The sequence below is a fragment of the Mesorhizobium sp. CA13 genome (assembly GCF_020165235.1).
GTDB lineage: Bacteria > Pseudomonadota > Alphaproteobacteria > Rhizobiales > Rhizobiaceae > Mesorhizobium.
Window position 1 is genome coordinate 169,776 of sequence record NZ_JAIUHS010000014.1, and the last position, 13,248, is coordinate 183,023.

General features: G+C 62.9%; 6 protein-coding genes. 1 reads left to right on the top strand and 5 read right to left on the bottom strand.

Annotation, left to right across the window (positions count from 1 at the left end):
* Positions 1–16: 16 nt before the first annotated feature.
* Positions 17–763 carry a GGDEF domain-containing protein gene (locus LB566_RS25940; protein ID WP_224628576.1) on the bottom strand — a complete coding sequence of 249 codons (747 nt, stop codon included), beginning with the start codon at positions 761–763 and terminating at the stop codon, positions 17–19.
* Positions 764–868: 105 nt separating this feature from the next.
* The gene (locus LB566_RS25945) at positions 869–1,189 is read right to left on the bottom strand and encodes a thermonuclease family protein (protein ID WP_224628577.1); all 321 of its coding nucleotides are present in this window, start codon (positions 1,187–1,189) and stop codon (positions 869–871) included.
* A 234-nt stretch (positions 1,190–1,423) separates the two neighbouring features.
* Here LB566_RS25945 and LB566_RS25950 point away from each other — a divergent pair, with 234 nt between their 5' ends.
* The gene (locus tag LB566_RS25950; RefSeq protein WP_224628578.1) at positions 1,424–1,591 is read left to right on the top strand and encodes a hypothetical protein; all 168 of its coding nucleotides are present in this window, start codon (positions 1,424–1,426) and stop codon (positions 1,589–1,591) included.
* A gap of 7 nt (positions 1,592–1,598) precedes the next feature.
* On the opposite strand, the gene LB566_RS25955 is transcribed toward LB566_RS25950, so the two are convergent.
* The 3 genes from LB566_RS25955 to LB566_RS25965 form a co-directional block, all read right to left on the bottom strand.
* A complete protein-coding gene (locus tag LB566_RS25955) occupies positions 1,599–2,798 on the bottom strand; it encodes an ABC transporter substrate-binding protein (protein ID WP_224628583.1) in 1,200 nt (399 codons plus the stop codon).
* Positions 2,799–3,094: 296 nt separating this feature from the next.
* Positions 3,095–3,463 (bottom strand): hypothetical protein, encoded by a 369-nt coding sequence (locus LB566_RS25960; RefSeq protein ID WP_140552499.1) that lies wholly within the window; start codon positions 3,461–3,463, stop codon positions 3,095–3,097.
* Positions 3,464–3,489: 26 nt separating this feature from the next.
* Positions 3,490–13,248 (bottom strand): DUF5801 repeats-in-toxin domain-containing protein (locus LB566_RS25965; protein WP_263498369.1); only part of this gene is annotated, 9,759 nt, incomplete at its 5' end.

A 13,248-nucleotide genomic window follows, 5' to 3' on the forward strand; every position in this document is an offset into this window, starting at 1 on the left:
GTCACGTTATACCGGGCTACTGGAGACCTGTAGGGCGCGTTTCGGCAGGTGCGCGGGCGGATAATTGAGCTTCCGCCGAGCGAAACATGTCCTCGAATGCAAGCTCTGTTTCAAACACGGTGCTTCCGAGGCTAATAGTCAGAGCGTCCTCGGTCCCCTTGGGTGCGAAATAGACCTGCGCGACGCTTGCCCGAATGCGCTCGCCAATTTCCGCGGCCTCCGCTTCGGTCGTACCTGGAAGAAAGACCCCGAACATCGATGTTCCTATGCGACCTACCATATCCTCCTTGCGGACCGCAGACTGAATGGCCGATGCGACGAGCCGCAAGGCCTCATCGCCCCAATCTGGGCCGAAGCGAAGATTTATGGAGCGAAGATGTTCGGCATGAATCACCAGGAAGGCGCCCGAGCGCGGCCCTGGCGCTGACGGCCTCGCCGCGCGCCGCTCGACCATCGAGGTGAAAACCGGACCGTTCAGGCAGCCTGTCACCCTGTCATAGGTCTCGGCCCTGTTGAGCTCCCGCCGGTAGCCGCGGATCTGGGCCTGTTTCAAGCCGATCAATACGAAAAGCGGCAGACCGATGATCAGAGGCAGCAGCACGGCAGTGACCATGCTGCGCCCGAACGGGGTCAGGACATCGCTGAACAACAGCAGGTAATTGAGGCCTACGGAGAGTGCAAGGCTGCCAATGGTCCCCAGGAAGGCGAGCCACGCGACACCCTTCCATACCGGCTCGGTGGCGGTCGTTTCGGCTTGTGCCATTACCAATCTCCTGTCAGATCGGCGAGCATAGCGCCGGCATGCGCAATTTCAGTTGCGGCAAACCATACAATTTGATCGATGTGCGAAACGTGAATCGATTTTGGCCTATCGCGGCGGGCCGAAAATTCCCACCTCCGCGTCCTCGGCGACTGCTTGCGCCTTGCCATAGATGCCGGTAGGCAGCGCGATCGCCCAGCCGTTGGACACAAGCCAGGCGCCGACATCCTGCTTGCCAAGGCTACACGGCGCGGCAATGGCAAAACGCTCGACCTCCGGCGGCACGACACACTTCAGCGCGCGTCCACGCAGCCAGGAATTGAAGGCGGCGCGTGCGCGCTGGCCGCAAGACCAGGCGACATCGTGAAACGAGCAGGTGGCTTCCGGTTCTATGCTGGCCACACCACTGACGGCCACTTTGCGTCCCATGGATTCGAAAGTCGCCGATGACGTTGCTATTGGCCGGAAGAGCAGGGTTTCGCCCCAATCGCCTGGCATCGGCGCCTTAGGGGGCACGGCGAGGCCGAGATCGCCGAGCGGGGGCCGGGCTTCGATCCGCTCGATCTCTGACAGGTCAATTGGCGGCGGTGCGACAACATCCTCGGCAACCCCGCGCGCTTCTCGCCATCTTCCGACGAGAACAGTCGTCTCCGGCCGGGTTGCTTGCCCGGCATTCTCGACACGGGTCGCAAGGGCAGGCCGGTCGGTCGCAAGCAAGGCTCCGGCATGCATGATCAGGGCAATCCCGAACAGCAGCTCGAGGCCTCCGACCGCAATGACCAGGCGGACACGCCCTGGCACCTCCATCACGCCGGCGGCAGCGTTCGTTAGCGGGCGGTCAGAACCCCGAGGTCGATTTGGCAACCAGTTTGAGCGCACCCTTTTCTATCCGGTAGAATGGCATCGATCTTTGGCTGGATCCATCTGCGCGAAAGCGGAACAGGCCGGTCGATCCGCGAAATCCGCTCGGATTTTCGAGCACCTGTTTGCTGAAGCCGTCAGGTCCGACCGCGCTGGCAATCCCTGCCGTCAGCGCAACCATATCATAAGCGTAGGCTACGTTGACGTCGGCCGGATAATTGTATGTCGTCCTGAAGCGGTCGGCGATCGGCCCAGTTTCGCCCGGATCGAGCGTTGCGATATAGGCTCCCTCGAAGGACGGCTCCATGGGATGCTCCAGCCAACGGCTGGTTCCGACGACGGAGGTCGCTTTGCCCGCAATGCCCTTTGATTTGAGGGCGGCAAGTATAGACGAGGGGCTGGCATCCCCGCTGGCAATGATGACCGCGTCGGGAGTGTCCACGAGCGAGGCCATTTCGTCGACCGCCTTGGCGGCGCCGTCGCCGGCCGAATATGGAACGGTGACGGCGAGCGTCGCGCCATAGATGCTGAGACTGTTGGCGACCCGCTTCTCGACCGTGCTGGCGTTCGAACCACCCGCGACAAACAATACGAATTTTTTTCCGCCTTTCGCGGCGATGCCCGCGGCACCCGCCGCCGCACTGTCCGCTTCGCTAAGGCGCACCGCGTAAACGCCGGCGCCGCCCGCGAAATTGTCGGCAAGCGCCAATACGGGCGGCCGCTTCGATCCCGACAATGTGGCGATATGCTGGGCTGCCGGCAATTCGGTCGGGCCGATGACGACTTTCGTGCCGGTCGTCAAGGCCTGCAGCGCCAATTTGCCGGCCTGTGCGTTGTCGCCCTTGGTGTCCTCCACGGTCAGCGTAAGCAACCCATTGCCGATATCGGTCATCGCGAGCTTGGCGCCATCGAGCATCTTGCGGCCATTTTGCCCCGCCGTTCCCGGGGCGGACAATGGCAGCAGCATGGTAATTTTCGTCGAACCGGTACCCAGCGACTGGGTTGCCTGGGCCGGGCCGGCGCCCGCGACGCCATCCTGCCCGGTAGGCGCGGCAATCGTCGCCGGATCGAGCGCTTCGGTAACGCTGCCCTTAGACTGGCAGCCCGACAATACCGCGGCGAGCGCGAAGGTGACTGCCCAACTGCGCGGACGGTAAACCTGCCGGCCAGCTTCCATGATCGTCCCACCCTGTATGCCGCCGGGTTATCCTCCCGGTCTGGCCCTGTACCCATGTTACGGCGAACTTGCCGCGCCGTCTTGTTCTTTGGCCCTCGAAAAGCCGAGATCAAAATGCATCGGCCGCGCCGAGCCGGAGGACGGAATTTGGTGATACGGAAGGCCGTTCCAGCCAGTTGGCGCGAACCAGCGCGAGGTCTTGGCCAAGGCCGGCGAAGGCGATCGTTGCGACGATCGCCTTCAGGATTGATCCGTCCGCTGCCATGGTGGCCAACAGGCGCAGGTTGCCTATCCGGTCAGTGCATGTACTCGACCATGCGATCGTGGAAACACTCGCATTTGTTGAGCGTGTCTTCGTCCTTATAGTTCGTCTTAAGATAGCCGTAAGCCATGCCGCAGGCGACCTTGGCTTCCGACGCCCAGACGAAAACCGGCCGGGACGAATTGATCCACTCCGAGCTGTTGGCGACGGCGACCGACTCGTCCATCAGCTTCACAACCTGATCCCTGAGATCGACGATATTGTCGTTCAGCACCAGGTTGGAGGTGCCGACGACACCGCAATAATCGCCCGTGGGTCCTTCGATGATGTCGGCGGCATTGAGGCCCGTCGACAAGATCGACAGCAGACCGGCCCCCAAAACCACCCGCAAGATTCTGTTCATGTTGCTCACCCCGTTCCTTTCGCCCCTTAGGCCACGTCCTGCTTGGTACCATGGCTGTCGTCATAGAGTATTTTGACTGCTTCGGCGGCACTGTGGAACGTATAGTTCTCCAGCACGGCGACCGTGTGATAGTTGTCGCCGCCGCCATTGGTGTCGACCTTTACCTCGGCGTTCGCCGCATTGGCCGAGGACTGCGCGATCTCCACGAAGCCGCCGGCTTCGAGATCGGTGACGCCGGCCAGACCCTTCAGCAATGCAGTAAGATCGATCTTGTCGCCATTGGCGCCGTCATGGAAGTCGGCGATCAGGTCGGTGACCTCGAGGGAGCCAATGGCGAAGGTCTTCGTGCCGTCGGAGGCGACGGTCGGCTGGGCGGGGGCGACGAGCGAGGTATCGAGTTCGACCTCGATATAGTTGCCGGTGGTGCCGTCCGCCATCTGGAACGTGCCGTTGCCTGTCACGGTCTGCCCGTCGATCTCGCCCACGGCCGGGTTGGCCGCTGTGCTGATGGAGACGATACCGTTATCAGCGAGGTGTGACAATTCCCCGGCCTCGCTGGTGCCGTTGGCATTGGTATCCTTCCAGATCAGCAGGCTGCTGAACGCCGCGTCATTGTGATCGATGACACCGTCATGGTTGCTGTCGAGCGATGCCAGTGCCGCCGCGCCGCTGGCGAAATGACCCTCATCGAAGTTCGGCGTGAACAGTTCGGTGCCGTCGTCGATCTTGCCGTCGTGGTTGAGATCCATCGCCAGCATGCCGTCGTGCGATGTGTTCCAGGCAAGCTGTTCCTTGGTGCCATCGCCATTCATGTCGAACTGGACGCCATGATTGACATCGGAGAAGGCAAAGCCGTCATGGTTCAGGTCGAGGATGATCGGGTCGACCGATCCTCCGATCAAGGTGTCCAGGTTTGTTATCGTGACGCCCTGGAGATCGACGAGAGATCCCACGCCCGCATCCGCACCAGCCTGGGTGTAGACAAATGTATGACTGATCGCCGCGATGGTTGCGGTGAAGGCGAGGGTCGCCCCGGCGCTCCCGATATCCGTCAGCGTCAGATACTGGACAACCGCCGCCAAGCCTGCGGTGGATGTGACTGCCAGTGGCGCGGTAAAGCTGTCGGTGCCGAAGAAGCTGGCAACGCCGTTCGTGACCGAATGGGACTGAACCGTGTCGCCGCCGATCGTCAACGTGGAGTTTCCGCCATTGACGTTGCCGCCCGTCGCGGCGACGAGGGTGCCTGGCAGGGTCAACTTGTCGGTGCCGGCGACGAAGTCGGTGATGATGTCATAGCCGGAAATCGTGCCGGCATCGCCTGAGCCGCCTATGGTCGGAGACGAATCACCGGCTCCAATTGTGATGGTGTCAGCGCCGGCACCGCCTGTCATCGTGTCGGCGCCAGCGCCGCCGACTAGCGTGTCATTGCCGCCGCCACCAAACAGCTGGTCCGTGCCCGAGCCGCCATGCAACTGGTCTGCGCCCGAACCGCCATGGAGAATGTCGTCTCCGCGCCCTCCGGCCAAAAGGTTTGAGTGACCATCAAGGCCGGTAAGCGTGTCATTGCCATCGAGGCCGAAGAGGTTATGGATGACGGTGGTGGCGACAAGGGCATCCCCACCGCTTGTTCCTTCCAATGTCGCTGGATCAGGTGACAAACTTGCGTTGACCGTGCCGGCAATCGAATCGCCGTCGCCATCGGTGCCGACAACAGGGATGGCAACGTTGAACGGGGAGGCCTCGTTGGTTGTCGTGAACTGAGCCGGACCAAGCTTGAAGTTATCGCTTTGCTTTGTCGCAGGATTGTCCACTCCTGTGAATTCGATAGCGCTGAATGCATCAGTCGTAGCGACAACCTTGATGATATCCCCTTCTTCTAACCCGGTAACCGTCGCAATGCCCCCAGCATACGTGACAGTGGGCGTAAGTGAGCCACCGGCATTGGTAACAAAAACCAGGATACCTGCTGCTGTCGTGTCACCTCCATCACCAACAAAATTGGCGTCACCGTCCGCGTTTACCGCGCGGATGGCCATGATCGGCTCTTGGTTGGTCTTTGTTATGCTCGTAGTGAAGCTTGAGACTTCATAATAGCTATCGAATGTCCTCGTAGTGCCGCTGGTAGATGCATTGGTTACAAAGTCGAATCGGACGGTTTCTCCTCCGGCGATACTCTGGCCGCTGCCTACGCCAAAGTTGTTTGTAGAGGTGTTTACCGTATTGGCGCCGTTCGCAGTCACCAGGAGATCTTGGACGCCAGGGAAGTTGAATGCGATCACCTGGTCGTTGCCCCCTGATGGAGCGACACTCGCTGTGTTCAGAGGATTTCCGGCATAGAGTGTTCCAGCCGGGGTGAACGACCACGTGCCGTTAAGTGGGTCCAACGTTGCTGTGAACGCCAGATCGTTCCCATTGGCGACTGATGTCCGTCCCTCAATCGTATGCGGGTCCACGACGTGGTAAAGTACCTGCTCTCCATTGAAGAATATGCTCTGGCCTGTCAGGTCGGTCACGGGTGACGTCTCAGTCACGTTGAAGACTACATCTCCGGCGCCATCGGCTCCCACCCTGTCGGCGAAATTCAGATTGCCAACAACTGGGGACAAGTGCGCCGCATCTTCGGCAAAGATCGCATCCGGAACGAACGCCAGCGGAGCGTCGTCCACCACAGTCAAATTGACCATGCCGGAAACATGATCACCGCTGGTGTCGATTGCCACCACCTCAAGCCCGTTGATCGTGACGTCGCCGGAGCCCGCAGCGTGCTGGAGCTGGTCGGTCAGTGTTGCGGTCACCACCGGCGTCAGGGAGCTGTTGGCGCCCGCAATTGTATTGGAGAGCGCCAAATAGACTGCCGGACCGAGATCAGTGACACCGTGCATCAGCGTGCCGACGAGTTCGCCGCCAACTTTTGCCCAGCTGATCGAGTAACCCGAAGCCAGGCCGGAAACCGTCGGCGCCGCCCAGCTTGAATCGGTCGGATTAGCGAAGGCAACGGTAATGGCTTCGCCCGATGTGGTGAAGGTAATGCCGGCGTTTGCCTGAGCCGTTTCGCCGCGGCTGCCGGGATTCGTGCCGGTCACGGCACTGGCGTGGAGGTCGGCGGGCGCTGTGCCGTCGAGCGTGGTGTCGAGCGCGGCCTCGCTCAACGTCAGCGACACCGTGCCGCCGCCTGACGGAGCCGTGTTGGTCTGCACGTTGAGCGTTACCGTTGCCGTCGACGTGTCGCCATCGCCGTCCTTGATCGTGTAGGTGAAGGAGTCCGTTCCGACATAGACGCCCGTCGGGGTATAGGTGAAGGTTCCATCGTTGTTGTAGGCGACCGTGCCATGGGCGCCGTTTGTCACGGCGACTTGGCCTGGCGTCGGAGCATTGTCCGTATCGACGCCGTCGGCGCCGAACTTGTCGTTAGCAAGCAGGCCGGTGAGGACCGTGGGGCCGGTAATGGTCGAAGCCCAGATGTCATTGACCGCCGTCGGTACGTCGTCGGAGACGGTGACGTTGACGGTGCCGGTAGCCTGGGTGCCGTCGGTATCGGTTGCGACCACGCCGACATGGCCCAGATTGACCAGGTCGTCGGCATTGAGGCCGGGATGGGCGTCGTAATTGTCGTTGAGGGTGGCCGTGACGGTGGCCACGTTGCTGGCAACCGACAGGTCGAGCGTCACCACCGTCACGGAGCCGTCCTTGCCGAGGATCTGGGTGTCCGACTCCCGCGTCCAGGTCAGGTTGGCGGCGTTGAGCGCCGTCAGATCGGTGCCGAAGGCGATCGACGCGATCGCATCCGAGCCCGGCGTGAAGGTGATCGAGTGCTGGTCGCTGGTCGCGCCCGGCGTCGAGCCGTCCGCGAGGTTCTGGTCGTCGAGCGCCAGCGTGATCGGAGCGCCCGCCACCGGGGCTGCACCGTCGGAGACTCCGAACGTTATCTGCTTGGTGACCGTGTCGCCGTCCTTGTCGCTGACCGTGTAGCTGAAGGTCTCGGTCACCGTGCTGGCGCTGGTGACGTTGGCCGGCGCGGTGTAGATCAGATGGCCGGCGCCGTCGATCGACAGCATTCCGCCGGTCGTGCCCTGGTTGGTGAAGGCCAGGCCTTGCAGCGTTCCCTGCAGCCCGTCGGCGCCCGCGCCGATGCCCAGCAGTGTCACCGCATCGCCAATGTCGTGCGCGCCGCTGCCCTCGGCGAAGGCCGCTCCCGTGTAGTTCTGCGCAAGCGGCGTGTCGTCGTCGATGGCGACGGTGAAGCTTGTGGTTCCGGTGCTGTTGTCGGCGTCGGTTACCGTGGCGGTGACGGTGAAGCCGAGATTGTCCTCGAAGGCGGTTTCCGTCGCGCCGGTGGCGGCGTCGTCATGGACCGGATGCGAGACCGGCTGGTTGAGGGCCACGGTATAGTCCGCGCCGGTTGCCGTGATGTTGCTCAGCGTGACGGTGAACACCACGTCCGCGGTGCTGCTGCCGTAGCCGGTCAGCGTGTGGCTGGCGGCGTCCCAGCTGGTCGAGACCGCTGTCCCGTCGAGCTTGGTCAATCCGGTGCTGGCGACCGACAGCGCCACCGAGCTCAAGGCATCGGCGCCCAGCGTGTAGGAGATGTGGCCGCCCGTCACCGGCGCATCGTCGCCTGGACCTCCCGCGTTGCCGCCGGCCGCGACGATGTCGTCCTCGTCGACGGTCAGGTTCTGCGAGGCCGCCACATTGGTGATGCCGGTGTCGGAGACCCCGAACGTCACCTGCCTGGTGACCGTGTCGCCGTCCTTGTCGCTGACCGTGTAGCTGAAGGTCTCGGTCACCGTGCTGGCGCTGGTGACGCTGGCCGGCGCGGTGTAGATCAGATGGCCGGCGCCGTCGATCGACAGCGTTCCGCCGGTCGTGCCCTGGTTGGTGAAGGCCAGGCCTTGCAGCGTGCCTTGCAGGCCGTCGGCGCCCGCGCCGATGCCCAGCAGCGTCACCGCATCGCCAATGTCGTGCGCGCCGCTGCCCTCGGCGAAGGCCGCTCCCGTGTAGTTCTGCGCCACCGGAGTATCGTCATCGACGTTGATCGTCAGCGAACCGGGTACCGTGTCGCCATCATGGTCGGTGGTCGTGTAGCCGACCGTGAATGCCACGTCGTTCTCGTCGCCGCCGGCAGGGTGATCGATCGCATGAAGCTGCGTGACCGTGTAGGCGCCGGACGTTGTGTCGGCCAGATGCACCTTCAGTACATCGACGACGACGCTGTTCTGCACCTGGCTGATGATCAGGTCGGTTCCCGAGTTCGAGGTCACCGAGAACCCGCCCGCAGCCGGCAGCGTTGCACCGGTGAGCAGCGTCGTGCCGGCGCCGTCGGCGCCATAGGTGTGACCAAGCGTACCGGATGTGTGGGCTGTGTCGGGAGTGACATCGCCGGTGCCGTCGGGATTGCCGGCCAGCGCGTCGTCATCAAGCTGAACCTGTGCGTTCATCGACGCCGTCGGTACGTCGTCCGCGACATTGACTGTGAAGCTCTGGGTGACGGAATCTCCGTCGCCGTCGACGGCCTTGACCGTGAAGCCGAGCGGCATCGATGCATCGTTGCCACCGGTGTGGTCGAGCGGCTGGAAGAGGCTAAAGGCAAATGCCGGGTTGAAGATTCCGTTCAGGGTCACGATGAAGACAGGATTGGCGTTAGTCTCGCCATGCTTGTAGGCGACAAGCTCCTGGTCGACGCCGTTGGCAGCCATGCGTTGCGAATAATCCAAGTCGACGCCGCCGGAAGTGAGCCCGAAGGGCACGATGAGGTTGTTGCCGGCATCGCGGCCGAATTCGAGATGGCTGGCTCCGCGGTCGTCGGCGTTCCAGTCGATGTTCAGATTGCCGAATGCCGATTGCACCGAAGGCAGCGGGCTCTCCGAGACGCTACCGGTTTCGGCAGCGCTGGTCACGACCGGGATGTCGTCGGTGACATGCACCGTGAGGAATGACGAGGTGCTGTCGCCGTCCGAATCCGTCGCAGTAAAGCCGAAGGACAGCGCTTTGTCGTTCTTGTCGGCGCCGGAGGCCGGTGCGGTATGGTCGACATTGTCGCGCAGGTCGAACGAATAGTTGCCATTGGTCTGGTCGTTGATCGACACGGTGAAGACGGTGCGGATGACCGAGTTGTGCGTGGCGGTTGCCGTCAGCACCGTGTTGTCGCTCGACAGCGTGTAGGTGATGGCATCGCCGTTGGACGTCAGGCCGGCCTGGACACCCGTCAGCAACGGGCTGAAGGCGACTGAGCGGTCATGCGTGCCGGTATCGGGATTGGCGTTGTCGGCTCCCCAGGAGATGCCCAGCGAGCCGGTCGCGGAGGCGGAGGTGAATGTATTTGAGAAGCTCGCCGCGGTGCTTTCCGCAACGGTGGCCCCTGGCGCTACGATCGTCGGCGTGTCGTCGTTGACATTGATGGTGAACGAACCTGTCGCGGTGTCGCCGTCGAAATCCGTCGCCTGGTAGCCGATGGTGAACTGGAGATTGTCTTCGGTGCCCGCGGCCGGATGGTCGATCGCATGCAACTGCGTCACCGTGTAGGAGCCCGTTGCCGCATTGATCAGATCGATCTCCAGCACGTCGACGCCGTGCTGCTGGATGAACACGCTGGTCGCCGATACCGTGCCCAGCGTGAACTCACCCGCCGCCGGCAAGGTGATGCTGGCGGGCAGGAACGCCGTGATGCCAGCGCCGTCCGCGCCGAAATTGACGTTGAGGTTGGCAACGACCGCGATCGGGCCGCTGGTCGCCGGATCGAAATCGGCCGGCCCGCCAAGGTTGCCGCCGGCAAAACCATCCTCGTCGAGCTGGACCGCGGAGGTTCCGACGACCGGAACATCGTTCTCGACCACGACCTGGATGGCGTGATTGCCAAGCGGGGCGACATCGCCATCGAAATCCCGTGCGCTGAAGGCGTCGGTCAGGTCGAGCGTCAACGTCTTGTCGTCGCCAGCCCCCGACGCACCGAAAATATTATGGTCGAGATGGTCCTTGAGATCGAACTTGAAACTGCCGCCGCCATTGTCGGTGAGCGTAAAGACCACGCGGTCGACGCCGGCCGTGTAAACGGAATCGTGGGTGCCGCCGTCGACATATCCGACGACGCTGCCGGCAGGGCCTGCCCCAAGCCGTACATTCTCGCCATGCGACGTGACGACCTCGCCGTTCACGGTAAACACGTTGCCCGTCGGGGAGGCGTTCAGGACGAAGACCGCCGGACCGTCGGCGCCTGGCTTGACCAGCAGCTGCAGCTGCGCGCTGGTGAAGGTCGCCTCGTCGGAGTGGGTGGACATCGTGTCCGTCGGCCCGTTGGTGATGCCGGTCGACAAGTCGCCGTCACCGACGGCCATGTTAAGGTTGTCCTCTCGGACCATGATCGAAGCCGTCGCCGTCGTCGCGAGCGGCGTGTCGTTCTGCACCACGACATTCAACGTGCCGGTGAGGTTGACGCTGTCGCCATCGAAGTCGGTCGCCTTGAACAGCGAGCCGATGTCGATTGCCAGCGTCCCGTCCTCGCCGGAACCCGGCGCGTGGTCGACCTGATCGAGCAGCGTGAAGGTGAACGTGCCGTCATCGTTGTCTTTGATCGTGAACACCGTGCGGCCATCGTCCGACACGCCCGAGACGGCATCGACGCCCACCTCGAAATGAACCGCCGAGCCTCCGGACGACACGCCCGCCGATGCCTTGTTCGTGGCAACGTTGAAGGAGAAAGTCGCGTCATCGTCGGCGCCGATCGACACCAGGGATGCGAATGCCGATGCCCCGAACGTGATCGAACTCGGCTGGCTGCCACCGTCGGGATTGCCAGTGGACAGCCCCGTCGTCAGCGTGTCTTCATAAACGGTCGGAAGAGTGGCGCTGCCGTTCAGCGCCACCGGAATGTCGTCCTCGATGCCGATGGTGAAGACGCCGCCGCTGGTGGTCGTGGTCGACGTATAGAGGAAATCGTCGGCACGGATCTTGTCGCCGCTATCGAGATCGAAGCGGATCACCAGATGGTCGAACGTGCCCGTCGGGTCGATCGTGACCACGGAGCCGTTGGCGGGCATGACCATCGTTCCAGTCTGGAAACCGGCGCCGCCGGAAATCGGCACGCCGGCGCCATTGTAGGCTTCCCAGGAAATTGTGCCCGAACCGTTGCCGTTGATGGTGAAGCTCACCGCGTCGGTGCCGGGCCGCGAGAAGATGAAGCCCTCATTGTCATGGATATGGTTGTCAGCGATGCCGACGCCCTGGCCCGAAACGTTGAAGGAATCGCCGCCGGCGCCATTGTTGAAATCGTGAGCCAAGGTTCCATTGAACGTCAGTCCATCGAACGTAACCCCGCCCACGGTGTAGGTGTCGTAGTGGCCCGGATGCAGGCTCAGGCCTGTTGTGGCTGTGGTGGTCGTCGTCTCGCCGGTGATCGCAATCGTGTCGCCGTCGGCGTCGGTGAACTGGAGCGCATGTGTGAAGTCGAGCACCAGCTTCTGGTTGTCATCGTTGGCGGGGGAGTTCGGCAGGTGGTCGATCTGGTCCAGCAAGGTGAAGGTGTAGGTGCCGTTCGGCTGGACATCGAGGGTGAAGACTTTGCGGTCGCCCGCATCGAGGCCGGGTGTTCCACTCTCGACATAGCCGGTCAGCACCGTGCCGTCGACGTGGTAGACGATTGCCTCGCCCTTGGATGTGGCGGCCGGCAAGCCAGTGGGGTTCTGGATGAGAGAGAAGGAACCGGGTTCGTCCGCCCCGGCGGAGACCAGCGAGCTCAGCGAACCGGTCGCGACCGTGCCGAGGCCATCTCCATCGGGATTGCCGACGGAATGACCATTCGAGTTGGCCAGCAAAAGCGCGTCCTCGCCGACATTGCCGGCGACGGTGGCGCTGGTCTGCACCGGAATGTCGTCGAGGACCTGGATCAGGAAGGTCCCGGCGCCAAGGGAGATGGAGTCGCCGTCACCGTCGGTCGCGACGATGTACGAGGAAAGATCGATCGGGCTCGTCAGCTGGTTTTCACCATTGTCTCCGGCCTGGCTGTCCAGCGCCGGATGATCGATCTGATCCTTGAGCGTGAAGACGTAGGAGCCGTCGGCTTTCACAGTCAGCTGGAAGACCTCGCGATCACCGTCCGAGAATCCGGCGCCGTTTCCTGCTTCGGCATAACCATGCAAGGTGTTCCCATCGGATACGATGAGCACATGCGCGCCCTGCGATGTAAGGCCGGAATCCACCGGCACGGCCGTCGAGGCAAGATGAAACGCCTGGGCGCCCGGGCCATCGGCGCCGAAGTCGACGAGCGCGATCAGCGCGCCGGCAGCGCCCGTGACGGTCGCGGAAAGGCCGATCGCTCCCGTCTCACCCGGCCTGCCGGCATCTGGGTTGTGCCCGGCAAGCCCATCTTCGTCGACATTCGCCGTGATCGAGGCGGTTCCTACGGCCTTCGGCCCGTCGTCCTCGAAGACGACGGTCTGAGAGATGTCGGCGCTTTGTGTGACGTGGTCGCCGTCGCCATCGGTCGCCGTCACGGTGACCGAGACCGAGCCGGCGCCGAGCGCGATGCCCTCGTCGTTGCTGCTGGTGTCGGGATGCTGGAGCGAGACGTATTGCGCAACCGCGACTTGGCCGGTAGCGGCATCGATATGCAGGGCGATGGCGGCCTTGTCAGTGGCGGTGATGCCGTTGTTGTCGGCATCATAGACGCCGATCACGCGGCCGCTGCCGTCGGTGAACAGCGAGATGGCATGCCCGTCGGTGGTCTTCAGGCCGGAATCCACGCCCGTATTGCTGGCAAGGGTAAGCGCATAGACAAGCGAATTGCTCGTTGCCGG